26 protein-coding genes and 1 pseudogene are annotated in these 24,890 nt (G+C 74.4%); 14 read left to right on the top strand and 13 right to left on the bottom strand.

Annotated features, from left to right (window positions below; all coding sequences use genetic code 11):
* The 4 genes from ACIQUT_RS26595 to ACIQUT_RS26580 all read right to left on the bottom strand — a co-directional run bounded on the left by ACIQUT_RS26595 (position 1) and on the right by ACIQUT_RS26580 (position 3,850).
* Complete coding sequence (locus ACIQUT_RS26595) at positions 1 to 1,263, bottom strand: DUF1266 domain-containing protein (protein ID WP_403566288.1); 1,263 nt, start codon at positions 1,261 to 1,263, stop codon at positions 1 to 3.
* A gap of 153 nt (positions 1,264 to 1,416) precedes the next feature.
* On the bottom strand, positions 1,417 to 2,478 hold the full coding sequence (locus ACIQUT_RS26590) for a tetratricopeptide repeat protein (RefSeq protein WP_403566286.1): 1,062 nt from the start codon (positions 2,476 to 2,478) through the stop codon (positions 1,417 to 1,419).
* On the bottom strand, positions 2,471 to 2,704 hold the full coding sequence (locus ACIQUT_RS26585) for a hypothetical protein (RefSeq protein ID WP_403566285.1): 234 nt from the start codon (positions 2,702 to 2,704) through the stop codon (positions 2,471 to 2,473). Before ACIQUT_RS26585 ends, ACIQUT_RS26590 begins: the two co-directional genes overlap by 8 nt.
* A 153-nt stretch (positions 2,705 to 2,857) precedes the next feature.
* Positions 2,858 to 3,850, bottom strand: a complete 993-nt coding sequence (locus ACIQUT_RS26580) for an SGNH/GDSL hydrolase family protein (protein ID WP_403566284.1) — start codon at positions 3,848 to 3,850, stop codon at positions 2,858 to 2,860.
* Between the two features lie 180 nt (positions 3,851 to 4,030).
* Here ACIQUT_RS26580 and ACIQUT_RS26575 point away from each other — a divergent pair, with 180 nt between their 5' ends.
* The 3 genes and pseudogenes from ACIQUT_RS26575 to ACIQUT_RS26565 all read left to right on the top strand — a co-directional run.
* Positions 4,031 to 5,224, top strand: coding sequence for a PucR family transcriptional regulator (locus ACIQUT_RS26575; protein ID WP_403566283.1), 1,194 nt, complete (start codon positions 4,031 to 4,033; stop codon positions 5,222 to 5,224).
* Between the two features lie 383 nt (positions 5,225 to 5,607).
* Positions 5,608 to 6,465 carry an alpha/beta fold hydrolase gene (locus ACIQUT_RS26570; RefSeq protein WP_403566281.1) on the top strand — a complete coding sequence of 286 codons (858 nt, stop codon included), beginning with the start codon at positions 5,608 to 5,610 and terminating at the stop codon, positions 6,463 to 6,465.
* 62 nt (positions 6,466 to 6,527) lie between these two features.
* Positions 6,528 to 6,713, top strand: a pseudogene (locus ACIQUT_RS26565) (SMI1/KNR4 family protein); the annotation flags it as partial.
* 102 nt (positions 6,714 to 6,815) lie between these two features.
* Here the strand turns inward: ACIQUT_RS26565 and ACIQUT_RS26560 are convergent.
* On the bottom strand, positions 6,816 to 7,412 hold the full coding sequence (locus tag ACIQUT_RS26560; RefSeq protein WP_403566279.1) for a class I SAM-dependent methyltransferase: 597 nt from the start codon (positions 7,410 to 7,412) through the stop codon (positions 6,816 to 6,818).
* A gap of 136 nt (positions 7,413 to 7,548) precedes the next feature.
* Here ACIQUT_RS26560 and ACIQUT_RS26555 point away from each other — a divergent pair, with 136 nt between their 5' ends.
* The 3 genes from ACIQUT_RS26555 (at position 7,549) to ACIQUT_RS26545 (ending at position 11,178) form a co-directional block, all read left to right on the top strand.
* A complete protein-coding gene (locus ACIQUT_RS26555) occupies positions 7,549 to 8,664 on the top strand; it encodes a hypothetical protein (protein ID WP_403566276.1) in 1,116 nt (371 codons plus the stop codon).
* A gap of 331 nt (positions 8,665 to 8,995) precedes the next feature.
* On the top strand, positions 8,996 to 9,817 hold the full coding sequence (locus tag ACIQUT_RS26550) for a lipase family protein (RefSeq protein ID WP_403566274.1): 822 nt from the start codon (positions 8,996 to 8,998) through the stop codon (positions 9,815 to 9,817).
* A 95-nt stretch (positions 9,818 to 9,912) separates the two neighbouring features.
* On the top strand, positions 9,913 to 11,178 hold the full coding sequence (locus ACIQUT_RS26545; RefSeq protein WP_403566272.1) for a glycosyltransferase 87 family protein: 1,266 nt from the start codon (positions 9,913 to 9,915) through the stop codon (positions 11,176 to 11,178).
* A 71-nt stretch (positions 11,179 to 11,249) separates the two neighbouring features.
* On the opposite strand, the gene ACIQUT_RS26540 is transcribed toward ACIQUT_RS26545, so the two are convergent.
* On the bottom strand, positions 11,250 to 11,939 hold the full coding sequence (locus ACIQUT_RS26540) for a response regulator (RefSeq protein ID WP_403566270.1): 690 nt from the start codon (positions 11,937 to 11,939) through the stop codon (positions 11,250 to 11,252).
* The gene (locus ACIQUT_RS26535; RefSeq protein ID WP_403566268.1) at positions 11,927 to 13,219 is read right to left on the bottom strand and encodes a sensor histidine kinase; all 1,293 of its coding nucleotides are present in this window, start codon (positions 13,217 to 13,219) and stop codon (positions 11,927 to 11,929) included. The genes ACIQUT_RS26540 and ACIQUT_RS26535 overlap by 13 nt, the downstream gene beginning before the upstream one ends.
* A gap of 443 nt (positions 13,220 to 13,662) precedes the next feature.
* Here ACIQUT_RS26535 and ACIQUT_RS26530 point away from each other — a divergent pair, with 443 nt between their 5' ends.
* From ACIQUT_RS26530 to ACIQUT_RS26520, 3 genes are all read left to right on the top strand, one after another.
* Positions 13,663 to 13,809, top strand: a complete 147-nt coding sequence (locus ACIQUT_RS26530; RefSeq protein WP_403566266.1) for a hypothetical protein — start codon at positions 13,663 to 13,665, stop codon at positions 13,807 to 13,809.
* Positions 13,810 to 13,955: 146 nt separating this feature from the next.
* A complete protein-coding gene (locus ACIQUT_RS26525; protein WP_403566264.1) occupies positions 13,956 to 14,603 on the top strand; it encodes a hypothetical protein in 648 nt (215 codons plus the stop codon).
* An 8-nt stretch (positions 14,604 to 14,611) separates the two neighbouring features.
* A complete protein-coding gene (locus tag ACIQUT_RS26520) occupies positions 14,612 to 14,989 on the top strand; it encodes a peptidase inhibitor family I36 protein (RefSeq protein ID WP_403566318.1) in 378 nt (125 codons plus the stop codon).
* 137 nt (positions 14,990 to 15,126) lie between these two features.
* Here the strand turns inward: ACIQUT_RS26520 and ACIQUT_RS26515 are convergent, their stop codons facing one another.
* Both ACIQUT_RS26515 and ACIQUT_RS26510 read right to left on the bottom strand, forming a co-directional pair.
* On the bottom strand, positions 15,127 to 15,603 hold the full coding sequence (locus tag ACIQUT_RS26515) for a hypothetical protein (RefSeq protein ID WP_403566262.1): 477 nt from the start codon (positions 15,601 to 15,603) through the stop codon (positions 15,127 to 15,129).
* Between the two features lie 273 nt (positions 15,604 to 15,876).
* Entirely contained in the window at positions 15,877 to 16,485 is a 609-nt protein-coding gene (locus tag ACIQUT_RS26510; RefSeq protein ID WP_403566260.1) for a TetR/AcrR family transcriptional regulator, read from the bottom strand.
* Between the two features lie 135 nt (positions 16,486 to 16,620).
* Between ACIQUT_RS26510 and ACIQUT_RS26505 the strand changes: the two genes are divergently transcribed.
* A complete protein-coding gene (locus ACIQUT_RS26505; protein ID WP_403566317.1) occupies positions 16,621 to 17,565 on the top strand; it encodes an alpha/beta fold hydrolase in 945 nt (314 codons plus the stop codon).
* A 128-nt stretch (positions 17,566 to 17,693) separates the two neighbouring features.
* On the opposite strand, the gene ACIQUT_RS26500 is transcribed toward ACIQUT_RS26505, so the two are convergent.
* Positions 17,694 to 18,386, bottom strand: a complete 693-nt coding sequence (locus ACIQUT_RS26500; protein ID WP_403566259.1) for a hypothetical protein — start codon at positions 18,384 to 18,386, stop codon at positions 17,694 to 17,696.
* Between the two features lie 180 nt (positions 18,387 to 18,566).
* Here ACIQUT_RS26500 and ACIQUT_RS26495 point away from each other — a divergent pair, with 180 nt between their 5' ends.
* Positions 18,567 to 19,883 (top strand): serine hydrolase domain-containing protein, encoded by a 1,317-nt coding sequence (locus tag ACIQUT_RS26495; RefSeq protein ID WP_403566257.1) that lies wholly within the window; start codon positions 18,567 to 18,569, stop codon positions 19,881 to 19,883.
* A 51-nt stretch (positions 19,884 to 19,934) separates the two neighbouring features.
* On the opposite strand, the gene ACIQUT_RS26490 is transcribed toward ACIQUT_RS26495, so the two are convergent.
* The 3 genes from ACIQUT_RS26490 to ACIQUT_RS26480 all read right to left on the bottom strand — a co-directional run bounded on the left by ACIQUT_RS26490 (position 19,935) and on the right by ACIQUT_RS26480 (position 22,293).
* A complete protein-coding gene (locus tag ACIQUT_RS26490) occupies positions 19,935 to 20,384 on the bottom strand; it encodes a hypothetical protein (RefSeq protein ID WP_403566255.1) in 450 nt (149 codons plus the stop codon).
* Positions 20,385 to 20,635: 251 nt separating this feature from the next.
* Positions 20,636 to 21,307 (bottom strand): response regulator, encoded by a 672-nt coding sequence (locus ACIQUT_RS26485; protein WP_403566253.1) that lies wholly within the window; start codon positions 21,305 to 21,307, stop codon positions 20,636 to 20,638.
* On the bottom strand, positions 21,304 to 22,293 hold the full coding sequence (locus ACIQUT_RS26480; RefSeq protein ID WP_403566315.1) for a HAMP domain-containing sensor histidine kinase: 990 nt from the start codon (positions 22,291 to 22,293) through the stop codon (positions 21,304 to 21,306). The genes ACIQUT_RS26485 and ACIQUT_RS26480 overlap by 4 nt, the downstream gene beginning before the upstream one ends.
* A gap of 310 nt (positions 22,294 to 22,603) precedes the next feature.
* Here ACIQUT_RS26480 and ACIQUT_RS26475 point away from each other — a divergent pair, with 310 nt between their 5' ends.
* From ACIQUT_RS26475 to ACIQUT_RS26465, 3 genes are all read left to right on the top strand, one after another.
* Positions 22,604 to 23,074: a cation:proton antiporter regulatory subunit gene (locus tag ACIQUT_RS26475; protein WP_403566252.1), complete on the top strand. Its 471-nt coding sequence runs from the start codon at positions 22,604 to 22,606 to the stop codon at positions 23,072 to 23,074.
* Between the two features lie 7 nt (positions 23,075 to 23,081).
* Positions 23,082 to 24,365, top strand: coding sequence for a cation:proton antiporter (locus tag ACIQUT_RS26470; RefSeq protein WP_403566250.1), 1,284 nt, complete (start codon positions 23,082 to 23,084; stop codon positions 24,363 to 24,365).
* Between the two features lie 99 nt (positions 24,366 to 24,464).
* On the top strand, positions 24,465 to 24,704 hold the full coding sequence (locus tag ACIQUT_RS26465) for a hypothetical protein (protein ID WP_403566249.1): 240 nt from the start codon (positions 24,465 to 24,467) through the stop codon (positions 24,702 to 24,704).
* The last annotated feature ends 186 nt before the right edge of the window (positions 24,705 to 24,890 follow it).

The following is a 24,890-nucleotide window of genomic DNA, read 5'->3' as shown; positions in this document are numbered from 1 at the left end:
TCAGGCCCAGGGGAGGGTGCGCCAGGGGCTGGCGGGGTCGGTGGTCAGGACGCGGTGGACGCGGAGCACCGTCTCGTACCACTCCCCGAACTGCTCCTCGTCGAAGTGCAGGCAGCGGCCGAGTACGTACGCGGCCGAGAAGTCCTCCCAGGAGCGGTAGTTGGCGTGGACGAGGCGGCCGGCGCGGACGACCGCCGCCTCCGCCTCCTGCAGGGAGCACAGGCGGGCGGCCAGGCCCCAGCGGGCCATGCCGGAGGCCCGGCCGTGGTCCCAGGCCTCGATGGTGCGCACGTAGCCGCGTTCCGGCAGCAGCCCGTCGGCGCGGAACCGGGCCTCGTAGCGGGTGATCCGGCCGATGAGCCGCTGTACGCGCTCGACGCCGGACTCGACCTCGGACGCGGTCACGACCCGGCCCCGGTCCACCCCGTCGGGGGTCAGCTCCGGCTCGGCGGCCTCCTCCGCCCGGCGGCGTACGACGTGGGCGGCGGCCGTGCGCCAGTGGTCGGCGTCGACGGGACCGGCGAAGTCCAGGGCCATTTCGCGCCGCAGCCGGAGGACGAACTGCCAGAGGCCGCTGACCAGGCGGGCGCCCAGCAGCTGCTCCTGCGTCTCCAGCCAGTCCTCCCGGGTGGTGACGCCCCACCACTCTTCGAGGGTCTCCCGTTCGGCGGTGTAGCCGCTGCCGTGGTAGGCCAGCGCGTTCCAGAACCGGCCGTTGCGGACGGAGATGTGCGCGCCGACGGCCAGGCCGAAGGCCACCCGGCCGTGCCGCGGGCCGCCGATCTCAAGGGTGTGGACGGCATCCCGCGCGAGGCCGCGCCGCTCCACCTTCGCGTAGTGCCGCCGCCACAGCTCCCGGCCCTCGGGGCCGGTGGGCAGCACTCCCTCGCAGGGGCTGCCCGGGTTCACCACGAGGTACGGCGGGTCGCCGGCCTCCCACACGCCCGCGAACCAGCCCAGGGAGTAGGCGTTGAAGACCGGGTCGGGTGCGGGCGGCGGGAGCATGCCGGCGGTGTAGACGGCCAGACAGTAGGTGCCGGTCTGCGGGTTCCAGTACCGGTGGAAGCGGCTGGTCCCGCGGTTGGCGTCCACCGCAGCCTTGGACTGCATCATGAACAGGTCGGCCTGGGCCACGAGGTCGTAGTACGCGGGCCAGTCGCCCCGCATCCTCGCCTCGTACAGCCCGCGCTCGACGGCGCTGGGCGCCTGCCACTCCCGGAGTCCGGGCGAAGTACCCCCTTCGCGCCCCACTGTCCATCCCATGGCGCAAACCCTACGCGGCCGGCGACCCTTCTTGATCACGGCCCCGCCGCCCCGCCCCGAGGCGCCGGGGCCCGGCGACGAGGGCCGGCACGTGGTCGAGGGCTGCACGGCGGGCCGCGCCCCAACGGGGTGGTGCGAGAACTCACGAGGAGCTCACGGTCGGTCTTGGTCCGCAATCGGAGGGGAATCAGGGATGCCGCCGGTTCGGGAGGCCCGGGCGCGGCAGGCGGAGAGCAGCGGATGGCCGGGGGACACGGCCCCCTCCAGGACGGCGACGGCACGGCGCACGAGCGGGAGCGCCTCCGACCGCCGGCCGCGGTCCTCCACGACGAGGGCCAGGTTGTGCAGGGTCACGGCCAGCTCCGGGTGGTCCGGGCCGAGGACCGTCTCCTTGACGGCCAGCGCGCGGCGGAAGAGCTGCTCGGCCTCGGCGAGGCGGCCGCGCCGGTAGGCGAGGCAGGCCAGGTTGTGGCAGGTGACGGCGGTCTCGTGGTGCCCGGGGCCGAGGACCCGGCCGAACACCGCCAGGGCCTCCCGCAACAGCCGCTCCGCCTCCTCGCGCCGGCCCAGCCCGTCCAGGATCGCCGCGAGGGCGGCACGGTCGGCGGCCACGGCGGGGTGGTCGGGGCCCAGGGTGCGCTCGCTCAGGGCCACCGAGCGGCGGGCCGGCGGCTCGGCGGCGGCGAAGTCCCCGCGGGCGTGCGCCAGGCCCGCGAGGTTGTGCCAGACCGTGGCCAGCTCCGGGTGGGCGGGCCCGCCGGCCTCCACCAGCACCGCCCACACCCGCCGGTAGAGCCGCTCGGCCTCGTCGAACTCGCCGGTGTACTTGCAGGTGACGGCCAACTCGTTGAGCAGATCCGCCAGTTCCGGCAGGCCATCGGACGCCGGGTCGCCCTCGGCACGCTCCAGGGCCGTACGCAGCAGGGCCTGCGCCCTCCGATAGCGGCCCCGCAGCCGGTACACGGCGGCGAGCCCGCATTGCGCCCGGGCCAGCAGCCGGGCCGCCTGCCCGCCGGACTGCGCCGGCCGCCCGGCCAGGGCGAGGGCCTGCCGCAGGACGTGCTCGGCCTGTTCCAGGTCGCCCCGCGCCCGGTGCAGGCCGCCTTCGACGAGCAGGGCCCCGACCAGCGCCTCGTCCTCGGCGTCGGCCGAGGCGTGGAGCCGGACGGGGCCTTCCTTCTGCTCGGTGTCCGTGCAGCCGGTGCGCTCAGTCACGGGTCAGGACGGTTTCGTTGTGGTTCTTGCTCAGCCCTTCGAGCGGCCCGGGGACGCGGAGCTCGGGGCTGCCGATCACGGTCGGGTGGTCGCCGAGGGCATGGGTCTGGGCCTGGGCGGGGGCGCCCAGCACCGCGGCCGCGCCGCCGGCCAGGGCCAGAGCGGCCATGGTCGTGGCGAGCCGGCGCCGCGCGTCCGCTGCGGGGTTCTTGTCGAGTCCGGACATTGCTGTTCTCGCTTTCTTCCTCGGGGCACATGGGGGAGTGCCCTTCAGGAAACGGCAGCGCGGCCGGCGGATCCAGTCACGTGATCCCGTGGCTTGACAGGCGCAGCAGGGCGTGGGGCGGCGCGGCGTCCCTGACGGCCCGGTCGGGCGGGTTCAGCGGCCCAGCGCCCGCAACACCGCCTCGGCCATGGCGCGCTGGCCGGTGGTGTTGGGGTGCAGCGGCGCGGCGGGCGAGGTGGGCAGGACTCCCTCGATCCAGGGCGACGGGGAGCAGCTGTCGTGGCCCCTGGTCGGGCCGAGGGTGTCGACGTACGCGGCGCCCGCCGCGGTGGCGGCTCGGGCCGTCTTCTCGTTGAGTTCACCGATGACCGACCGCAGGAAGCGGAGGTCGCCGGTCGTGACGGGCAGCTTGCCCAGGCACGTCAGCGGGTTGTCGGGGAGCACCGACGGGTAGCCGACGACGACCACCTTCGCGCGGGGCGCCTTGGCGGACAGTGTGCGGAGGCCGTCGGTCAGCCGTGCCCCCGCCGAGTCGAGCCGCCTGCTGAGCGTGTCGCCGTAGAAGTCCCGGCAGGGCGATCCGAGGGGATCGGTCAGGGCGAGGCTCGTGCAGACGGCCACGACGTCCACGAAGCCGACGTCGGAGGTGCCCATGTCGTTGCCGCCGAGCGTGAGGGTGACCAGGGACGTGTCGGGGGTGACGGCATCGAGCTGCGGGCCGTTGACGACGGTCCCGGCGTCCGTCTGGGGCGTGGTGAGGGCGCTCACCTTGGCTCCGGTGCAGGTCCTGTCCACGTACGCGGACGGGGCGAGGGCCGCGGCGACGAGGCGGCCGTAGTTGCGGTCGGAGCGCAGGCACAGGCCGCCGGACTGGGCGGGGACCCCCGCCCCGGCGGCGTACGAGTCCCCGAGGGCCACGTACCGGGCCGTCCCGGCGGGCGCCGAGGGCGGGGCAGGGTCCGCGGCCTGCGCGGAGGCGGCGGCGGTGGCCAGGGTGAGGGCGGAGCCGAGGAGCGCGGCACCGCCCAGGACGGACGCACGGCGGGCGGCACGGCGGGCAGCGCGGTGGGTGGTGTGGGGTGTTGTGCGGCGGGTGGTGTGGGGTGTGGCGCGGCGGGTGGTGTGGGGTGTTGCGGCTGTGGACACGGTTCCCCCTGAGGAGGCAGCACGACGGAATGCGGTCCGATACCGGCCGGTAACGTCCTCGTATCGTGCTGGCCGGACCCGGCCGCGGGCCATGTGCCCGCACACACACCCGCCCCGCCCCCCGTTGTCCCCGGGCACAATGCGCCCCCTGCCGCGCACGGCCGTTTGTAGCCTGCGGGCATGAGCCGCACTCCCGACGCACCCGCCGAGATCGCGCCCGTGGCGGCCGCGCTGCTCACGCGCACCGAGGAACTGGGCACGCGGATGGCCCGCCGCATCCGTGCCGAAGTGGCGTACTACCGGGGCGACGAGCACGTCCCCTTCGCGGAGCTGGCCGCATCCTGCCGGGGCAACTGCGAGCAGGTGCTCCGGCAGCTCGTCGACGGCCGGTGCGGGGACGGGGCGTCGGCGCAGGAGACCGGCCGCCGGCGGGCACGCCAGGGAGCCCCGCTGGCCGAGCTGCTGCACGCCTACCGCGTCGGCTCCGAGGTCCTGTGGGCCGCCATCGCCGCCGAGGCCCGCTCCACCCAGGGCCTCACCACCGAAACGATCATGTCGCTGGCCGCCTGGTGGGTGAACGGAGGCCTCGCGGCGTCGGCGAGCGACGCGTACCGGGAGGAGGCCGCCGAGATGGTGCTGCAACGCGAACGGGAACGTTCGGCCATGGTCGAGGCCCTGTTCACGGGCCTGCTCACCGACCGCACCACCCTCTGGGAAGCCGCCGACGTACTCGGCCTGCCCACCGGCGGCCCCTACGTCGTGGTCGCCGCCGAGGTCCCCGGCCCCGGCCGGGAGGCACTGCCCGGGATCGAGGCGCACCTCCTCGCCGAACACCTGCGGTCGGCCTGGCGCCTGCTGCCGGACCTCCACGTCGGCGTGGTGGCCGTCCGCCGCCCGGGAGCCGACGACGCGGTCCTGCACGTCCTGCACCGGGCGGCGGCGGCCGTCCGCGTCGGCGTCAGCCCCCCGTACCGCGACCTGCGGGACACCCCCAGGGCCCTCAGGCTCGCCCGCCTGGCGCTCACCGGTGCCCGCGGCCGCCCCGCCGGCGTCGCACGCTTCGACAACAGCCCGGCCGCCCTGCTGGTGGCCGCGGCCCCGGACGAGGCCGGCCGGATAGCCCGCGCCGTCCTCGAAGGCGTCCTGCGGCTGCCTGCCGACGAGCGGGACCGCCTGCTCGCGACCCTGGAGTGCTGGTTCGCCGCGGCAGGCTCGACGGCCGACGCGGCGCGGCTCCTGTACTGCCACCGCAACACCGTCCGCTACCGCCTGCACCGGCTGGAGGAGCTGACGGGGCGCTCACTGCGCGACCCCCGCGCGATCACCGACCTCGCCGTGGCACTGCACGCCCTGCGGCTGATGCCCGACACCTGACCCCGCCCCGCAGGGGCGCCGCTGCGGTACGGGCCGGAGGACGCCGGTCGTGGACTCGCTGACGCCGGTCGTGGACTCGGTGACCAGGCCGAGGCCGACGAGATCCGGCGCGGAGCCGGCCGCCCCGGCGGTGCCGCCCGTGCGCAGCAGCTGCCGGTGGGCGTCCCCGGCCTCCGGCGGCACCCCAGGAACTCCAGGTCCGGTTCTGTCATCGCTCCTCCACCGCAGTGATCATCCGAGCGGACCCCAACCCTCGGCCGGGGCAGCCCCCTCGGCGCCCTTTGCCGGCCGCGTCCAGTCGTTGTCACCCGAGACCGGTCCGCAGTAGCTTCGGGCCTCCGGGCGGCGGGTGGCCGAGGACGTTCGCGTACAGGGGTGGGGAGTTGGCGGCGGAGGAAACCGACCTGGAGCTGAGCGACGGTCGCGTGCTGCACGTCTACGACACCGGCGCCCACGCGCCCGGCGGCGAACGCCTCACCGTCGTCTGGCACCACGGCACGCCGAACATCGGCGCACCGCCCGTGCCCCTCTTCCCCGCCGCCGACCGGCTCGGCATCCGCTGGGTGTCGTACGACCGGCCGGGCTACGGCGGGTCCACCCCGCGTCCCGGCCGGGACGTCGCCTCGGCCGCCGCCGACGTGGCCGCCGTCACCGACGCGCTGGGCGTCGACCGCTTCGCGGTCATGGGCCACTCCGGTGGCGGCCCGCACGCTCTGGCCTGCGGGGCCCTGCTGGCCGACCGGGTCCTCGCGGTGGTCTGCGCAGCCGGACTGGCCCCGCTCGGCGCCGAAGGGCTCGACTGGTACGCGGGCATGACGGAAGCCGGCGCCGCGTCCCTGCGGGCAGCCGCCGCAGGGCGCGCCGCAAAAGAGCAGTACGAGGCGAGTGCCGTGTTCGACCCGGGCATGTTCACGCCCGCGGACGACGCCGCGCTCTCCGGCGACTGGTCCTGGTTCGGCGACGTCGTCGGTCCTGCCGTGGAGGCCGGCCCGGGCGGGCTGATCGACGACGACCTGGCCTTCGTCGCCCCCTGGGGAGCCGATCCGGCGCGGGTTCCGGCGCCGGTCCTCCTCCTGCACGGCGGCCGGGACCGGGTCGTGCCGAGCGGGCACAGCCAGTGGCTCGTTCGCCACTGCCCGGCCGCGGAACTGCGGCTGAGCCCGTCCGACGGGCACATCTCCGTCCTCGGTGCCGGCCCGGCCGCCCTCGACTGGCTCGTGGACCGCGCCGCCCGCCGCTGACCGGCCCGACGGGGGTGCGTAGGGTGCCGGGGACGACACCGGGTCAGTGACGGGAACGGGACATGGGCGACGCGGTAGTCACCCTCTGGGAGGAGCTCGAAACGTGGGCGCGTACGCGCGCGGGCCGCTCGCTCCGCCTCCGGCCCGGCACATCACCGGAACGCATCGAGAAGGCGGAGAAGGCGATGGGGGTGACCTTTCCGAGCGACCTCCGGGAGTCCTTCCTCCACCATGACGGCCAGGACCCCGCCGCCGACGAACCCTTCGAATGGCTGCCCGGGTGCAGTCCGACCTGTTCGCCGCGTGGAGGGCGCAGACGCGCTGACCGCCGCGGCAGCCCGCCCGCGAAGCTACGTGCGTACCGCGCTCAGTTGCGCCGCGGTCGATGCCATGCGGCTCGGGGGTTCCCAGGTCCACGTGCGGACGGAGCCGAACCCGGCCGCGACGACCACGCCGGCGAGCGCGGGGAGGCCGGCGGGGAGCCACTTCTCGTGGGCGGAGAGGACCAGACGGCCGCCCGGTCGCAGGACGCGGTGGAGTTCGGCCAGGGCGGCGGGTACGTCGGGCCAGAGGTGGAGGTTGTTGACGGAGATGACGACGTCGGCGGAGGCGTCGGGTTCACCGGTGCGGGCGGCGGTGCCGAGGGCGAGGCGGAGCCGGCCCCGGGCGATCGGGGCCGCGCAGCGGCGGCGGGCGGTGGCGAGCATGAGCTCGGAGGGGTCGATGCCGACGACGTGGGCCGAGCACCGGGCGGCGGCTTCGAGCCCGACGCCCGGGCCCGGGCCGATGACGACGACGACGTCGTGTTCGGCGGGCGCGGCGACGGCGACCGCACGGCGCTCGGTGGCGGCGTTGCCGTGGGCCATGAGCCGGCCGCCGAGACGGCCCGGCAAGCCGCTCGGCAGGCCGAACCCCTTGGCCAGGAGCTGCCGTGCGATGCTCTCCACGCCCTCATCGAAGCACACGCCGCCCCGCCGACGCGCGATCCCGCACCAGCGAATGATCACAAGCGGTCTGTACCATTCCGCCCGTTTTCCCGGCAGTATGTGGCTCGTACATGCCACAACCAGGGGGATTCTCCGTATGCGGAAGAGCATGGCCGCGGCTGCGGCCGCCGTCGCACTTGCAGGACTGATCACAGCCGCGGGGCCGGCCGGTGCCGCGGGCTGCGCACCGGAACTCCGGACGCTGGACGCACTGTCGGCCGACGGGCCGACACGCAGCGGGACGGTGCACGGCCTGGGCCGCGGCGACCTCGCGGTCGGCACGAGCAACGGCGTGCCGGTCTACTGGACCGGGACCACCGCGCACGCCGTGCCGATGCCCGACGGCTGGACCGGGGGCACGGTCACCTCCGTCAGCGACAACGGCCTGATGGCCGGCACGCTGACGCGCGACATCGACACCAAGGCCGCGTTCAGCTACCGGCCGGGCGACGCCGCCGTCCGGCTGCTGACCACCCCGGGCCGGTACGGCGCGGCCGCCGCGGTCAGCGCCACCGGCCGCGTGGTCACCAGCGAGAACGGTGTCGCGAAGGAGTGGGCGAACGGCTCGGTGGTCCGCGAACTCCCGGCACCCGCCGACGCCTACCCGAACAGCAGGCTCTCCGTCAGCTCGATCAACAAGCGCGGGGACATCCTCGGCAACCTGTACAGCGAGTACTGGAACCAGGAGACCGACGAGATCATCCTGCGCTCCTACCCGGTGGTCTGGCCGGCCGGCGGCTACCCGCCGTACAGCCTCCAGGCGTGGAACCAGGAGGCGCAGATGTACTCCACGATCGGCAGCGCCATCGACAACCGCGGCCGGGTGGTCGGCCACGAGTGGACGGCCTGGCGCGAACTGCAGCACTTCCGGGCGGCGACCTGGAAGCAGCCGTACGACGCGCTCCCCGCCGAGCCCGGCCGGCTGGCCGGTGAGGAGGACCTGTCCCTGGATGCGACCAGCCCCACCAGCGGGGCGGTGGTCGGCGCGGCCGTCTCGTTCGAGGAGGGCTGGCGCAAGAGCACGCAGCCCGCGTACTGGCCCGGGAAGGGCCCGGTGCTGGCCCTCCCCGGCGGCTCCGGTCCGCGCCGCGGCAGCGCCCACGCGGTCACCGACGACGACCGGGTCGGCGGCAGCGTCCTCGACGAGAACGGGGTCGGCCGGGCCACGGTGTGGACCTGTGCGAGCAAGCAGGCGTTCCTGCCGAAGGCCTGACGGCCCCACCGCAATCCGGGTCCGCGGACCGGCTCGCCAGGCAGACAGGCAGACAGCAGGTCGGCCGGCCGGCGGGCGGGGGGCGGGCGGCTACGGGCCAGGGCGTCGAAAGCCCTCGGCCCGGGCCGCCCACCGGCCCGCGTCACGCGGCGGACACGCGGCGGATGCGAGACGGGTGCGCGGACGCGCGGCGGTGCGGGTTGGGCCGGGCGGGGGTCGGCGAATCGATCCTGCGCGCCCGGGGGAGTGACGCCGGGCCTGATCGGGGTGGCGGGCGGGGAACGGTGCGCGGGACAGCCGCAGCACGCCCCGCGAGGAAGGTGACCGGGAAATGCCCGTGCCCGAAACGATCGACCACCACGCCAAGACCTACAGCCTGCCGCTGGCCTACAGCATGGTCCGGGCCGCCGAGCTGGCGTACAAGGACGAAGCCACCATCGAACGCCAGGCCCGTGAGTGGGGCTTCGACCGGGTACGCCACCACCACACCCGGTTCACCCCTCCCTTCCCGCTGGCGGACACCCAGGCGTACACCATGGCCAGCGACCACATGATCATCACCGCGTTCCGCGGCACCGAGCCCGCCCAAATCCGCGACTGGCTCTCCGACGCCACCACCCCGCCCTGGCCCGGCCCGGCCCGGACGGGCTACATCCACTACGGCTTCGGCCAGGCCCTCGACTCCGTCTTCCCCGCCGTCCGGGACACCCTGGAAGAGCTGCGCGACAACGGGCAGAGCGTCTGGTTCACCGGGCACAGCCTCGGCGGTGCCCTCGCCATGCTCGCCGGCTGCCGCATGTACCTGGAAGAGCCCCGGCTGCAGGCGGACGGCATCTACACCTTCGGCCAGCCCCGCACCTGCGACCGGCTCCTCGCCGCCGCCTGCAACAAGGGGTTCAAGGACCGCCTGCACCGGTTCGTCAACAACAACGACATCGTCCCCCAGCTGCCGCCCGAGCCGGTCTACACGCACGCCGAGACCCTGCGCTACATCGACTCCACCGGCAAGGTCCGCTCGTCCATGCCCCTGGCCGGAGCACTCACCGACCGCGTCAAGGGCGCCACCGCCGACCTCCTCGCCCCGGCCGGCGACGCGCTCCGCGACCACCCGGTCAAGCAGTACGTCCACGCCCTGGAGAAGAACCTCGCCTGAGCCGCCCACGGCCCCTCGGGGTAGGGGAAACCCGACCCCGAAGTGTCCGTCTGGGTGGGCAGACCCGGAGGGGTGGCCGCGGCTGCAATGGGGGCATGAACTCCTCCCGACCCTCCTGGTGGGCCTTCGGCTGGCTGTGCGCGGCCGCCTGGGCACTGTCGTTCCCGCTGGTGTCCACGCTGGCCACGCACCGGCTGTGGGGGTGGTGCGCGGCCGCCGGATACCTCGGCGCCGCCTGCGCCACCGGGCTGCGGCGGCCCCGCGCCGCCCTCGCGCTCGCGCTGGCCGGAGCGGTCGCCGTCCCGCTGCTGTACCTGGTGTGGACCGGGCAGGGCCAGTCGGAGGTCGCCGTCATCGAACGGTCCGGCCGCCTGCTGCTGGACTCCGGCAGCCCGTACGTCGACCGGCCCGGCCGGGTCGAGGAGTACACCCCGTACCTGCCGGGCATGGCGCTGTTCGGGATACCGCGGGCGCTGCTCGGGGAATCCGGCGGGCTGCCCCGGCTGCTCGGGGACGCCCGGATCTGGTGTGCCGCAGCGCTGCTCGGCGGGATGTACGGCGGGCGACGGCTCCTCGGCGAACGCGGCGCCGGGCTGCGGGGGCTGACCCCGGTGCTGGTCGCCTCCCCGGTGGTGGCGCTGCCGCTGGCGGTGAGCGGGGTGGACCTGCCGTTGGCGGGGCTGTGCTGCCTGGCGCTGGCCGCCGCCGCGACCGGACGGCCGGTGCTCGCCGGCATCGTGCTGGCCGGTGCGTGTGCGGTGAAGTGGACGGCCTGGCCGGCCGTCCCGGTCGCGGTGGTGCTGCTGGCCGCGGTGTACGGGTGGCGTGCGGCCGTGCGGTGCGGGGCGATCGCGGCGGCGGGAACGGCGGTGGCGGTGCTGCCGGCGGCCCTGCTGCAGCCCGCCGAACTGGTCCGGCAGGTGTTCGCGTTCCCGACCGGGCGGGCCGAGGTGGCGACTCCGGCGAGGAGCCCGCTGCCCGGCCACCTGATCAGCGAACTCGGGCCGTGGGGCTGGTGGGTGACGGTGGCCCTGCTGCTCCTCGGCGGTGCGGCGGTGGCCGCGTCGCTGGTGCTGCGGCCGCCGCGGACCGTCGTCGCCGCCGCCGACCGGCTGGCCATCGGCCTGACGGTGGCGTTCCTGCTGGCCCCCGCGGGGCGGTTCGGGTACCTGGCGCTGCCGGTCCTGCTGGTGCTGTGGGCGCGGTCGGCGGCTCCGGCCGCGGTGCCGTCGCCGCTGCCGTCCCGGATCATCGCCTCCTCGTCGGCACCCGCGCATGCGGCGCCGGCCGGACCGCGGCGCGCACCGGCCGGACCGGACTGCGCACGGACCGGACCGTACCGCGCGCCGACCGGCCGCTGAGCACCCGGGCCGGGCCGCTGAGCACCCGAGCCGGCCGCTGAGCACCCGGGCCGGCCGTCCCGCGGCGGCCGTCAGCCGGCGGAGCCCCGCAGGTGGGCGAGGACGGCCAGGACCCGCCGGTTGCCCTCCGCAGGGTCGAGCGCCAGCTTCATGAAGATGCTGCTCGCGTGCTTCACCACGGCCGCCTCGGTCACGAACAGCCGGGCCGCCACGGCCTGGTTGTTGAGCCCCTCCGCCATCAGCGCCAGCACCTCCCGTTCCCGCGGGGTGAGCCGGCCCAGCGGGTGGTCCGCCGGACGGTGGTTCAGCAGCACGCGGATCACCTCCGGATCCAGCACGGTCTGCCCGCCGGCCACCCGTTCCAGCGCGTCGAGGAACTCGTCGACCTCGCCGACGCGGTCCTTCAGCAGGTAGCCGAGCCCGCCCACGGCACCCGTACCGCCCGTACCGCCCGTCCCGCCGGCGCTCCCGTCGAACAGGCGCGCCGCGTACGCCGTCGCCACGTACTGGGACAGCACCAGCACCGGCAACGACGGATCGGCGGCGCGCAGTTCCAGGACCGCTCGCAGACCCTCGTCCCGGAAGTCGGGCGGCATCCGCACGTCGGTGACCACCACGTCGGGCCGTTCCGCGGCCACGGCCCGCATCAGCGCCTCCGCGTCGCCGACGGCCGCGACCACCTCGTGCCCGCTGCGGGACAGCACCTCGGTCAGCCCGGCCCGCAACAGCACGGAATCCTCGGCCAGGATCAGCCGGAGCACGGCACCTCCACCCGCAGTACGGTCGGCCCGCCCACCGGACTCGACACCACCAGTCTGCCCCGCAGCACGGCCAGCCGGTCCGCCAGCCCCACCAGGCCCGCCCCGGCGGCCGGTTCGGCCCCGCCGCGGCCGTCGTCCGTGACCGTGAGGGCCAGCTTCCCGTCCACGACCCGGCCCGCGACCTCCACCCGGCCGGCCCCGCTGTGCTTGGCCGCGTTGGCCAGGGCCTCCGCCACGCAGAAGTACGCGGTGGCCTCGACCGCGTCGGGCAGCCGCGGCAGCCCGTCCAGGTCGGCCGTCACCGGAACCGGGTGCCGCAGCGCGAGCTCCGTGACCGCCGCCGCCAGTCCGTGATCGGTCAGCACCTGCGGATGGATGCCCCGCACCAGCTCCCGGAGTTGAGCCAGTGCCTGCTTGGCCTCCGCCCGCCCCCGGGCGACCAGTTCGGCCGTCCTCGCCGCCTCCGGCACCCCGCGCAGCTCCCGTTCGGCCAGCCCCAGGGTCATGCTCAGGGCCACCAGCTGCTGCTGGGCGCCGTCGTGCAAGTCCCGTTCGATCCGCCGCCGTTCGGCCTCGAAGGCGTCGACGAGCCGGATCCGGGAGCGGGTCAGCTCCACCACCCGGACGTCCTCCTCGCGCGGCCCGAGCAGGGCCCGCGCCAGACGCACCTGCGTGCCGGCGATCAGTCCGGCCGTGTACGCCGCGAGGACCAGCCCGAGCAGCCCGGCGGCGGTGCCGCCCAGGGCCTCCAGGGGGCCGGAGACCGCGCGCCCGGGGATCAGCATCACGGTTTCCGGTGCCAGGGCCCACACGATGACGGGGCTCGCGACCAGCATCGTGGAGAAGGCGAGCAGGGCGGTCACCCCGAGCCCGGCCGGCCCGAACACCGCCGCGAGCAGGGCGGCGTACCCCAGCTCGCGCCAGGTGGCCCGTTCCCGGAGCCGGGTCCGCAGCCGGCTCATCGGCCCGGCGCCGGCTGCCGGGGCGTGCGGGTCCGCGATCCGCTCCGGCTCCACCAGGAGCAGCCGCCGCCGCTCCAGCGCGCCGACGGGTACGGCGGTCAGGACCGCCGCGGTGAGCAGCAACAGCCCGATGCCCAGCCAGGACAACAGCACCCCGGCGCCGATCAGCACGGCGAGCACGACCAGCACCACGTACCCCACCAAGGCCCCGGAGGCCAGGTGGAGCCAGCAGCGCCACGGCCACCACGACAGCAGGAACCGTCGGGGCCCGCTCCTCACCGCCGTCCCGAGCCGGACGGGCGCGGGCAGTTCGGGCATGCGTTGGTCCTTCGATGCGGCGGCTGGTCTCACCGTGACCCTACGTCAGGGCTCCGGCGCCAGGAGCGGCGGGCGGGGTCGCCGCACGGCACCATGCCGGAGCACGACGTGCGGCGGCCGTCAGGCGCGGCGGGGGCGGCCACCCCCTGTGGTCGCGACGGTCCACGGCCGCGGGGGTGCTGCTCCCGCAACAGCGAGGGCACCGTCTCCTCGTCGACGTCGACGAGGACATCGCCCATGCACGACGACCCTGCTCGTCGGTAGCGGCCTGCGGGCGGGCACGTTCAGCCGCGGGCCGGCGCGGGCGCGTCACCCGGACGGCGCCCCACCGGGGGCGGCGTGTCGTGCGGCCCGTCACAGTGTGGTCGCGTCCTGTTTTTTGCTCGGTCGCCGGGAAGGAGCGCACACGACCTCCGCCCCGATCGGATGAAAGGAAGACCATGATGCGGAACGACTACGCCAGCACGGACCAGCCCGAAGAGGCCAGGCGCACCACCCCTCGTCCCGGGCCGGCCGAGAGCGTCCGCCGCAGCGCCGAGAACAGGCCGGAGCCCGCGGTCGAGGAGCACATCATCCTGGGCGAGGACTGACCCACCGCCGTCCGTCCGCCGTCCGTCCGCGGTCCGTCCGCGGTCCGTCCGCCGTCCGGCGGGCGGACGGACCGCGCTCCCGGCGGCCGTCGGGATGTGAGGGGCGCGCACCGTGTCGTCGGCCGTCCTTGATCGTTTGAGGGGGTGTGGAATGCAGCGCTGCCCGGGTGCGGGCGATCGGCCGGACAGCGGCGGGTCTCGTGCTGGCCGTGCTGTGCGCCGCGGGCTGCGCGGCAGCGCCCCGGCCGGCCCTCCCCACCTCGGAGCAGGGCCGCAGTGACCTGATCAAAGCGGCCCAGCAGGTACTGGTCGACCGCTGCCTCACCGCACGCGGCGCGGCCGGCCCGCCTCCCCGGGAGGAGGCACTGTTCGGCTCCGACCCCGCCGAACTGTCGATCACGCTGGCCACCGGCCACACCGTACGCACCCACACCGACGGCTGCCTCCCCGAGGCGCACCGCTACCTCTACGGCGACCAGGCCCGCTGGTTCCGCGCCGAGGTCACCGTCAACAACCTGCGCGCCGAGGCCCAGGCCCGGCTCCGCGAGGACCCCGCGTACCGGGAGGCCCTCGCCCGCAGGGCGGCGTGCGGAGACCGGGACACCGACTGCATCCGCAGGAGCGGCCTGGAGGGGCTGCGGAACCGGCTGGAGCCCGCCCGGCTCGCCCAGGTCCGCGCCGCGCACCGCGAGGAACTCACCACCTACGACCGGCTGCGCGACCGCGCACTGCACCGCGCGGCCGGCCTGCTGGCCGACCGCTCCACCCCTCACCGGAAAGGCAACGTCTCCTGATGAACCGCATGAAGAAGAGCAAGCTGCTCACCGCCGCCGCCGCGGCCTTCCTCGTCCTCACCGGCGGCCTGGCCGCGGCCGGACCGGCCGGGGCGGCGGACTGCCCGAGCGGCGAGTTCTGCGCCTGGGAGCACGCCGACTTCAAGGGCCAGCGCGCCAACTGGAGCGGCGACGACGGCTGGTGGGAGAGCTGGATCGCCGACGAGGACTCCTCCTGGGCCAACCACGGCATCTCCGGCCCCGGCATCAAGGACCACGTGAAGGTGTACTCCAGTGCACAGCAGGGCGGGCACATGACCATCTGCCTCACCCCCGGCCAGGAGGTCGGCTACAACAGCGCGGCCAACGACAACGGCGACTCGCACACCTGGGCCATGGGCTGCTGACCACCGACACCCCGCCGCCGACAGGATCCGGCAGGGCCCCGGCAGGGCCCCGGCAGGGTACGCACATGGGCGAGCCCGCCGGCCGGCAGCGGGTCGGCGGGGGGCGAAGCCGCCGGGCGTGGGCGCGGTGGGCCGGGTTATGCGACTCGGCCCGTCCGCCGGGGCCGCGGGTGCGCCTCCAGGAGCGCCCACACGCGCCGGCCGTCCTCACCGATGTCGCTGCCGCAGGTGTGCACGCTCGGCACGGTCGCGAGGTCGCCGAGCAGCTGCTGCTCACCGCGGCCCCCGTCGACGCGGTGGCTGAGGACGAGGACGAGGACGGACCGGTCCTGGTCCGCGAGGTGCACGCTGACCCGTTTCCCGCCGTCCGCGACGACCGCGCCGACGAGCAGCCGCATCACCTCGTCCAGGTCGTCCGCGTCCAGTTCGCCGTACCCCCAGCCGCGGACCGTGGCCAGGGCCTCCCCGGCGGCCTTGTTCGCCGCCCACTCGTCCGACCGGTACACCAGCGCGGCCGTCTGCCGGTTCCGCACCGCCAGCCGCGCCCGCTCCCGGGAAGGCGGCTTCGGCTTCGCGTCCGGCGTCGGGCCCGTGCCCTCCGCGACATCGCTCATGCGGCCACGCTACGCCGCGGGCGGAGGACGCCGAGGCGAAACCAGCGGATTGGACGCCTCCGGGCTATGTGTCGAGCCGGACCTTGACGCGATCCGCACGCCCCCTGCCGTCCCCGCCTGACCCGAGTCCCCGGACCGATGCCGCCGCCCTGCCGATCCGGCGGCCGCCGTCCAGGGCGATGGCAGTGCCGTGCGGGCCTGGCATCACGTCACATGGGGCTCGAAGCACGCCTCTTCGAGGGCCGCGACGTCCGTCCGGGCTTCGCCCGCGGGTCAGCCGTGTGCCTCTCTGAAGATGCGGTCCAGGTGGTGCTGCAGGACGGCGACGGCCGACTCGGGCGTGCGCTGGCCGACGATGATGCTCGTCCCCATGGTGGCGGTCATGGCGAGCAGGCTGATCGCCTCCGTGCGCGCGTCGATGCCGGGGTTCGCCAGCCCCGCTTCCTGCGCCTTGAGGAGCATGCCGGCCACTGCGTCCTCCGCGGCGTTGGGATTGTCGATGAACGGCTGGGCGGCCAGCCCTTCGTCGGTCACCGACAGGATCGCGTACGAGGTGTACAGGAGGTGGAAGGTGCGGCTCTCCTCGTCGGTGGGCAGGGAGGCGAGCAGCAGCGCCTCGACGGTCGCGCGCGGGCCCGGATCGGGGACGGCGGCGAGGCGCGCGCCGACGCGTGCGGTGTAGCGGCCGGTGAGGTGCTGGAGCCCGTGGAAGAGCAGGTTCTCCTTGGTCTGGAAGTAGTACTGCACGAGCCGCAGGGACACCCCCGCCTCGGCGGCCACGTCGCGCATGCCGACCGCGTGCAGTCCGCGCCGGCCGGCCACGCGGATCAGGGCCTCGGCGATCTGTGTCCGGCGTTCGTCGTGGTCCACGCGTTTCGGCATGTGGTTGTCTCCGCCTGTCCTCGTGCGTCTCGCGCGCCCGGCTCCCCGGGCCCCTTTCATGATACCGCCGTACCATCTTTGTGGTACGTTCGTATTACGAAGAACGGATTCCAGGAGGTACCCGTGACCGGAACCATGACGCGACCCCGCGCCCGCCGTGACGTCGGCCGCTACGTCAACGACACCTTGCGCGACCGCTACTTCGCCGCCTCGGACGTCCTCCTCGCGATGGGCGCCCCCGTCCGCTCCGAGACGGACGTCGAGACGAGCTTCGGCACCACCCACGTCTACCGGTACGGCCCCGCGGACCCCGCCGCCGAGGCGCGCACCCCCGTCGTCCTGATCCACGGCTCGGGCGGCTGCTCCGCGATGTGGTACCCCAACACCCCCGCGCTCGGCGCCGAACGCCCGGTCTACGCCCTCGACACCCCCGGCGATCCCGGCCGAAGCGTCCACCGCGAGCCGATGTGGCAGCCCGAGCGCGCTGCCCAGTGGCTCGACGAGGCCCTCGACGCACTCGGCCTCGACCGCGTCCACCTCGTCGGCTCCTCCTACGGCGGCTGGCTCGTCGTCAACCAGGCCCACCTCAGGCCCGGCCGGCTCGCCTCGGTCACCGCCCTCGACCCGGGCGGCCTGGAGAAGGTCGGCCTGCGGTTCTTCGTGTGGATCTTCGCCAGCCTCTTCGCCACCTTCGCCCCGAAGGCGCTGCGCCCGGCTCTGGCCAAGTGGCTGGAGCAGCCGGTCATCATCGTTCCCGAGCTGCGCGCGTGGATCCACGCGGGCGTGAAGGCCTTCCGGATCCGCCGGCCTGCACCGCTGCCGCTGACCGAGGACGAGCTGCGCTCCATCCGGACGCCGTTCTACCTGATCATGGGCAAGCGCAGCCTGCTCCTGCGGCCGAAGGTGCAGCTGGAGCGCGTGCCGCGGCTGATCTCCGGCGCTCGCGCCGAGATCATCGCCCAGACGGGCCACGGACCGTCGATCGACCACCCCGACGTGGTCAACGCCCGGATGCTGAGCTTCATGGAGGACGCCGACTCCCTCGACCCGGCGCCGGCCCGCGGTCCCGTGCAGGCCTGACGGGCAGCAGCGGATCGGCCCCCGCAACCGGCCGTCACACGGCAGTCGGGCCGCACCGGACCTGACGGCCTCTGCCGGGCCCGGCGCGGCTGCGGCCGCCCGCGCCGCCTACCCGCCGCCCGCGCCGCCTACCGTTCGTACGGGTCGGAGCCCGCGCGCACCTGCCCGGCACCGTTGCAGATCGGGCATATTCGCCGGGTGGAGCACAGCGGGCAGCGCCCCAGCCGGTTGGGGTCCCGCGGTCTGGACCCCGCGCCCCAGCCGGGGCGGCCGCCGAGGACCCAGCCCTCCCCTTCGCAGGCGGGGCACCACCCCAGGCCGTCGCACTCGTGGCAGAGCTCGTGCCCGGCCCACAGCGTCTCCGGCGTCGCCGACGGTTCGGGCTGCACGTGCGGCTCCGGCTCGTACAGGGCGACGTCCGCGGTCCGCCCCTCGTACAGCACCGAGCTCCGGTGGGCGGAAACACAGACGCGGACCCACGCCCCGCCCCGCAGCACGCCCCTCACCTCCCGGCCCTCCGCATCGGGCTGCTGCCCGCCGGTGTCCCAGCCGTCGGCGGCGAGCAGGACGGCGGCCGCACGCGCCGCGAGTCCGGGCTCGTACGCATTCCGCGGCGGCCGCGCCTCGCGGGCCTCCACGCGCTCGATGAACGCGTGGTGGTAGGTGGCGGGCGCCGTCCCGCCGTCCCTGAACGGCTTGCGGGACACGGCGAACCCGGGTTCCTGACCCGGCGTCAACTGCTCCGCGAGCGCCCGCAGGCACCCCCGTACGGCCTCTGCCTCCCGATGGAGTCTGTCGCGTGCGCCCGCGATCTCTCCCATGTCTTCCTCCCCGCCGCGATCGGTCGCGCCCTGTGTTCACAACGCCGCAACCCCACCCGCCGGTTCCGCCGGGAGTCCGCCGGAAGGTCCCCTGCACCGCACGGTGATAAAATGACCTTTGTTCTGCTTTGCCCCCGCTCGCGGTTCGGGGTTGCCGCGCATGAAGGCTGCGAGGCCGACATGACGAACTCCCGAAGGACGGCGCGCACCGTCCGCCGTGCGGCCCTCCCCGCCGCGTGCACGGCCCTGCTGGTCGCGGGCCTCGCCCTGCCGGCGGCCGGCGCGGACTGCGCAGCCCCCTCCGCCGTTCCGGTTGCGACGGCAGCGAGCACCCCCGACCCCACCCCGTCCGGGCCCGCACTGAAGACCATCGACCCGGCCGCGCTCCGGAACGCCGTGGAAGCCGCGACGAAGAAGATGACGGTTCCCGGCGCCCTCGTCCTGCTCACCACCCCGCAGGGAACGTTCGAGGTGGGTGTCGGCACCGCGGAGCTGGACAAGAGCCGGACGCCCACCGCGGCCGACCACTTCCGGATCGCGTCCAACACCAAGACGATGACCTCGGCGCTGATCCTCCTCCTCGCCCAGGACGGCAGACTCCGGCTGAGCGACCCGGTGTCCGACTACGTCCGGGACGTGCCCAACGGGCAGAACATCACCCTCATCCAGCTGCTGAAGATGCGCAGCGGGCTGTACAACTACACCGACTCGCCCGAGCTCGCGGCCTCCCTGGACGCCGAACCCGCCGCAGCGCGCACGCCCCGGCAGATGCTGGACATCGCCTTCGCGCAGCCGCCGAACTCCGCGCCCGGCGCCGAGTACGAGTACAACAACACCAACTACGTGCTCCTGGGCCTCGTCGCCGAGAAGGCGGGCGGCGCCCCGCTGGCCCAACAGCTCCAGGACCGGCTGTACACACCCCTCGGCCTCGGCCGGACGTCGTTCCCCGCCATCCACGACACGTCCGTCCCCACCCCGTACAGCCACGGCTACATGTACGGAGGAACCGGCTACGCCCTCGTAGACAAGCCCTACCCGGCGGACCTCCGGGCAGCCGCCCGCTCGGGGAAGCTGAAGCCGATCGACTACACGCACCAGAACCCCTCCTACGCCGCCGGAGCCGGAGCCGCCATCTCCAGCGCGGACGACGCGGCCACCTGGATCCGCTCCCTCACGACCGGCAAGGTCCTCGGTCCCGCGACGCAGCAGCAGTGGCTGGACAGCCCGCAGGCCGAGGACCCGGCCGCACCCGACGGGCAGAAGTACGGGTACGGCATCGCCCACCAGCGGTTCGGCCCGCGGGCAGCGATGTACTTCCACGGCGGCGAGCTGCCCGGCTACAACTCCTTCATCGGCCACGACCCCGACAACGGGGTCACCCTCGTCGTCTGGACCAACCTCACCGTCTCCCCGGACGGCAAGGCCACGGCCAACGCCCTGCTGCCGACCGTCCTCAACCAGGTCTACGCCGGCCTCGCCCTCCCCTCCGCCGTCTGAGCCACGGCCCGGGGAGGGCGACCGGGAGAAGGCTCCGGGGCTCCGGGGCTCCTACAACGATTCGTCGGCCGCCCGGTCCATGAGCGTCTGCAACGCCGCCGGCTGCTGCCGGACCGCCTCGTCGAACGCGGCGCCGGTCTTCTTCACATCGACGCCTTCCGGCCCCTCGACGTACCTGTCGGTCGCGATCTCCCCCACACGAGCCGACAGGGCACCGACCTTCTCCAGGTCGCGCCTGCCGTTCCCGGTCGTCACGAGGCGTACGGTCGTGACCGCCCGCGCCAGGTCGGTGTTGGCCGGCGCGTACCTGTCCTCGAACTGACGCCGTCGGTCGTCCGCGCTCTTGGTGGGGTCGAGGCTGACGCTCAGCAGCTGGGTGGCCTGCTGCACGTACTTGTTCGTGCTCGCCGCGAGCTCGACGCAGGCGGCCCGCCGGATGTCCGCCCGCCGGGCTTCGGCTTCGGCACGGTGGGTGTCCTTGGCCTCGAAGTAGGCGAGCATGCTGCCCGTGAGACCGGCCAGGGCCCCGATCAGGGTCCCGGCGAGCGCCGCGAAGACGGTTCCCCGCTGCGGCCTCGGGGCCGCTCGCCGCTCCGGCCGTCACCTGCCTTGTCCTTCTTCTGCGTCATGCAGTACCCGTACCGCGGCAGCAAGACCCGCCACCCGCAACCACCTGTAGGCAGCAACGAGCACCGGGCGTCCGCACCCGCCCCCGCCTGCCCGCGCCTTCACCGGTCGGGGCTTCGCCGGGGTCAGGGTTCGATGAGGCCCACGCGGATGGCGTAGCGGGTGAGCTCCAGGCGGTCGTTCAGGCCCAGCTTCTGGAGCATGTTGGCGCGGTGGCGTTCGACCGTTTTCGGGCTGATGACGAGGAGGTCGGCGATCTGCTTGGAGGTGTGGCCCTCGGCGACGAGCTTGAGGATCTCCTCCTCGCGGTCGGTGATCGGCCTGTCGGGCAGCGACGCCCCGGAGCGGGCCCGTTCGAGGTAGCTGCGGATCAGGGCCGACTCCGCGCCCGGGTAGATGAAGGGCTCGTCGCGCAGGGCGGCCCGGCAGGCCTCCACGAGGTCGCGGTCGGCGACGGACTTGGGGACGTACCCGTTGGCGCCGACCCGCAGCGCCTCGAAGAAGTACTGCTCGTTGTCGTACATGGTCAGCATCAGGATCCGCAGGCCGGGCCGGATGCGGGCCAGCTCGCGGGCCGCCTGGAGACCGGTGGTGCGGGGCATGGCGATGTCGAGGACGGCGAGGTCCAGGCCGGAGTCCGCGCGGGCGGCCGCGATGGCCTCCGTGCCGTCACCCGCTTCGGCGACGACCTCCAGGTCGGGTTCCGCATTCAGGATCAGCCGCACACCGCTCCGTACGAGCGCGTGGTCGTCGACGAGGAGGATCCGGGCGGGCCGGCCGGCAGCGGGTGCAGTCATCGCTCGTTTCCTGGAGTGGATGCGGGGTCGGGGTCGGGGGTGGGCGCGGGCGGGGCGATGTTCAGGCGGACGTCCGTGCCGCTGCCCTCGGCTCCGGGCCCGATCAGGAGTTCGGCGCCGATGAGCAGGGCGCGTTCCCGCATGCCGCTGATCCCGGCTCCTTCGGGTGCCGTTCCCCGTCCGCGTCCGTTGTCGCGCACGAGGAGGACGGTACCGCCACCCGGCAGCGGTCCCAGCCGCAGCTCCACCCGGGACGCGCCGGAGTGGCGGGCCGAGTTGGTCAGGGCCTCCTGCGCGACCCGGTAGACGACGAGCTCCGTCGCCGGGTCGAGCCCGGGCAGGCCGGGCACGATGTGCACGGCCACGGACAGCCGGTGGGCGGTGAACTCGGAGCCCAGGGAGCGCAGCGCGCTGTGCAGGCCGAGTTCCTCGAGGACGCCGGGCCGCAGGCGCCGCGCGATGCGGCGGATCTCCTCCAGGCTGGCCCGGGTGGTCTCCTGGGCCTGGTGCAGGTCCTCGCGCACGTCCGGCGGCGCATGGCGGGCGGCGTGCCCCAGCTGTAGCAGGACGGCGGTGAGGGTCTGCCCGATCTCGTCGTGGAGTTCCTGGGCGATGCGCTGCCGTTCGGCTTCGAGGGCGGTCAGGACCCGCCCGCTGCTGGCGGCGCGCTCGGCCTCCAGCCGGTCGAGCATGGCGTTGAAGGTGCCGGTGAGGCGGGCGATCTCGCCCTGCCCGCTGACCTGCGGCCGTTCCCCGGGGTGGAGGAGGTCCGCCGTGGCCATGGCCCGGTTCAGCCTGCCCAGCGGCGCCAGGCCGACGCGGAGCAGGACCGCGTTCAGCACCAGCATCACGACCAGCCCGCAGATCAGGACGATCCCCTCGCCGAAGAGCACCGGCGTGGAGACGGTGACCGGCCCGAAGAGCAGGGCGACGCTGAGGACGAGAACGGCCGCGTTCAGCAGGAAGATCCGCCAGTACAGTGACACCGTCCGTCCCATGCCCTTCCCGGCGTGCCCGACCCTCTCCGGTACCACTCCCGCCATCCCCTCCGGTACCGCTCCCGCCGTCCTCTTCCGGAACCGGTCCCGCCCGCGACGGAGCCTGCTTCCCCGCCCCATCCTCGACCGGCCCGGGCACCCCTGTCCATCCGTGGCGGCACCCATATTCCCGCAGCTCACAAGATGGCAGCATGTTCCCGCCGCGGCCCGGGATCCTTCCGCAGGACATCCCGCGACACACCGCTGCCGCATTCTGCACGGAACGACACGAGGGGGATGGGCTGTGCCTGCTCCACGGATGAGGACCACGCCGCTGCCCGGCATCGGGGTCCAGTACGACCTCACCACCCGCGAACGCCGGCACCTGTCGGTGATCGCCCACCGCGACGGCACCCGCAGCGTGAACGTCTACCGCGCCGACGACCCGGACGACTGCCTGCAGTCGCTCCACCTCACCTCGGGCGAGAGCGCGGCCCTGATCGACGCGCTGATGCCCGCCCACCACAGCCCGAACCTCCTCCACACGACCGAGCTGGGTCTGGTCGCCGAGCGCATCGAACTGTCCGGGCAGTCGCACTGGAACGGCCGCGTGCTGGGCGAGACGCGGATGCGGACCGAGACGGGCGTGTCGGTCGTCGCCGTCCTGCGGCGGGCGGAGGCCAGGCCGTCCCCGGGGCCGGACTTCCGGCTGGCCGGCGGGGACACCCTGATCGTCATCGGCACCCGCGAGGGCGTCGACGCGGCCGCCGCGATACTCGGACGGGAGTGAGGCGCCCGTGCACTCCGCCCTCTTCCTGATCGAGTTCGGTGCGATCCTCCTCGGCCTGGGCCTGCTCGGCCGGGTCGCGGGCCGGCTGAGGTTCTCGCCGATCCCCCTCTACCTGCTGGCCGGCCTGGCCTTCGGCACCGGCGGCCTGCTCCCGCTGGGCGCGAGCGAGGAGTTCGTCGCCATCGGCGCCGAGATCGGCGTCATCCTCCTGCTGCTGATGCTGGGCCTGGAGTACACCGCCAACGACCTCGTGTCGAACCTGCGCACCCAGTACCCGGCCGGCCTCGTCGACTGCGCCCTCAACGCCCTGCCCGGCGCCGCCGCCGCGCTGCTGATGGGCTGGGGGCCGGTCGCGGCCGTGGTCCTGGCCGGCGTCACCTGGATCTCCTCCTCCGGCGTCATCGCCAAGGTCATGGGAGACCTCGGCCGGCTCGGCAACCGCGAGACCCCGGTCATCCTGAGCATCCTGGTCCTCGAAGACCTCGCCATGGCGGTCTACCTGCCCATCATCACCGCCCTCCTGGCCGGGGTCGGCCTCGCCGCGGGCAGCGCCACCCTCGCCATCGCGCTCGGCGTGGCCGGTGCCGTGCTCTTCGTCGCCGTCCGCTACGGGCGGGTCATCTCCCGCTTCGTCTCCAGCGACGACCCCGAGAAGCTCCTGCTCGTCGTCCTCGGTCTGACCCTGCTCGTCGCGGGCATCGCCCAGCAGCTCCAGGTCTCCGCGGCCGTCGGCGCCTTCCTCGTCGGCATAGCCCTCTCCGGCGAGGTCGCCGAGGGCACGCACACCCTGCTCAGCCCGCTGCGGGACCTCTTCGCCGCCGTGTTCTTCGTCTTCTTCGGCCTGCACACGGACCCCGCCAGCATCCCGCCGGTGCTGCTGCCCGCGCTCGCGCTGGCCGTGGTCACCGCCGGCACGAAGATCGCGACCGGCTACTGGGCCGCGAAGCGCGCCGGGATCGGGGCCAACGGCCGCTGGCGGGCCGGCGGCACCCTGGTGGCCCGCGGCGAGTTCTCCATCGTCATCGCCGGACTCGCCGTCACCGCCGGCATCGAGCCCGCGCTGGGCCCGCTCGCGACCGCGTACGTCCTCATCCTCGTCATACTCGGCCCCCTGTCGGCCCGCTACACCCAGCCCATCGCGGCATGGATCACCTCCCGCCGGGCAGGCGGTACTGCGGCCGCCGGGGAAGGCCACCGCACGGCGCAGCGGCCCGTTGGCCCACAGGTCGCCGCCGAGGGCGCCGGCGGCGACCGTGAGGAGGAGAACGAGCAGCTCCGGCAGACGTCCTGACGGTCCCGCACCGATCGCAGGGCGCATCAACTTTCGATGACACGGCCCTCATCCGTTCGGAGTACATCCAGGGATTAAGCGGCCATTAGCGTTGTGGTCATGACAGAGGAAAAGGTGGAGCAGACCGGTGAGCCCGCACGCTGGAAGACCGCCGTGGGCGTTGCCGTCGGCATTCTCGTCGGCCTTGGCGCTCTCGCCCTCGTGTGGCGGATGGACTGGCACGTGCCGTTCCTGACCGGTTGGCTGTCCCTCAAGCTGGCGGTGAAGGCCGGCGCCCTCACCGTGGGCGGGCTCGTCGCCTTCGTGGCATGGCGCGCCCAGCGCGGCAAGGAGTCGTAACCCGCGCACGTCACGCGCGCCGGCGGACCGGACGCCCGGTGGGGTCGCCGGTGAGCCAGGATCCGTCGCCGAGGGGCTGCACATCGTAGGCGTGCAGGGCGTGGGGGGGGGGGGCCCCCCGGAACACCCCCGCCCCCCGGCCCCCCCCCCCCGGCCCCGGGGGGGGGGAGAGGAAGAGAACCCCCC

It is taken from the genome of Streptomyces sp. NPDC090445 (genome assembly GCF_044769385.1).
Classification (GTDB): domain Bacteria; phylum Actinomycetota; class Actinomycetes; order Streptomycetales; family Streptomycetaceae; genus Streptomyces.
The sequence above is the reverse complement of the archived record's forward strand: the minus strand, read 5'-3'. Positions and strand labels throughout refer to the sequence as shown.

Coding starts and splice junctions, on each gene's coding strand:
- ACIQUT_RS26595 (WP_403566288.1), bottom strand. CDS start 1,263: ATGGGATGGACAGTGGGGCGCGAAGGGGGTACTTCGCCCGGACTCCGG.
- ACIQUT_RS26585 (WP_403566285.1), bottom strand. CDS start 2,704: ATGTCCGGACTCGACAAGAACCCCGCAGCGGACGCGCGGCGCCGGCTC.
- ACIQUT_RS26575 (WP_403566283.1), top strand. CDS start 4,031: ATGAGCCGCACTCCCGACGCACCCGCCGAGATCGCGCCCGTGGCGGCC.
- ACIQUT_RS26555 (WP_403566276.1), top strand. CDS start 7,549: ATGCGGAAGAGCATGGCCGCGGCTGCGGCCGCCGTCGCACTTGCAGGA.
- ACIQUT_RS26550 (WP_403566274.1), top strand. CDS start 8,996: ATGCCCGTGCCCGAAACGATCGACCACCACGCCAAGACCTACAGCCTG.
- ACIQUT_RS26545 (WP_403566272.1), top strand. CDS start 9,913: ATGAACTCCTCCCGACCCTCCTGGTGGGCCTTCGGCTGGCTGTGCGCG.
- ACIQUT_RS26535 (WP_403566268.1), bottom strand. CDS start 13,219: ATGCCCGAACTGCCCGCGCCCGTCCGGCTCGGGACGGCGGTGAGGAGC.
- ACIQUT_RS26530 (WP_403566266.1), top strand. CDS start 13,663: ATGCGGAACGACTACGCCAGCACGGACCAGCCCGAAGAGGCCAGGCGC.
- ACIQUT_RS26520 (WP_403566318.1), top strand. CDS start 14,612: ATGAAGAAGAGCAAGCTGCTCACCGCCGCCGCCGCGGCCTTCCTCGTC.
- ACIQUT_RS26515 (WP_403566262.1), bottom strand. CDS start 15,603: ATGAGCGATGTCGCGGAGGGCACGGGCCCGACGCCGGACGCGAAGCCG.
- ACIQUT_RS26510 (WP_403566260.1), bottom strand. CDS start 16,485: ATGCCGAAACGCGTGGACCACGACGAACGCCGGACACAGATCGCCGAG.
- ACIQUT_RS26505 (WP_403566317.1), top strand. CDS start 16,621: ATGACGCGACCCCGCGCCCGCCGTGACGTCGGCCGCTACGTCAACGAC.
- ACIQUT_RS26500 (WP_403566259.1), bottom strand. CDS start 18,386: ATGGGAGAGATCGCGGGCGCACGCGACAGACTCCATCGGGAGGCAGAG.
- ACIQUT_RS26495 (WP_403566257.1), top strand. CDS start 18,567: ATGACGAACTCCCGAAGGACGGCGCGCACCGTCCGCCGTGCGGCCCTC.
- ACIQUT_RS26490 (WP_403566255.1), bottom strand. CDS start 20,384: ATGCTCGCCTACTTCGAGGCCAAGGACACCCACCGTGCCGAAGCCGAA.
- ACIQUT_RS26485 (WP_403566253.1), bottom strand. CDS start 21,307: ATGACTGCACCCGCTGCCGGCCGGCCCGCCCGGATCCTCCTCGTCGAC.
- ACIQUT_RS26475 (WP_403566252.1), top strand. CDS start 22,604: ATGAGGACCACGCCGCTGCCCGGCATCGGGGTCCAGTACGACCTCACC.
- ACIQUT_RS26465 (WP_403566249.1), top strand. CDS start 24,465: ATGACAGAGGAAAAGGTGGAGCAGACCGGTGAGCCCGCACGCTGGAAG.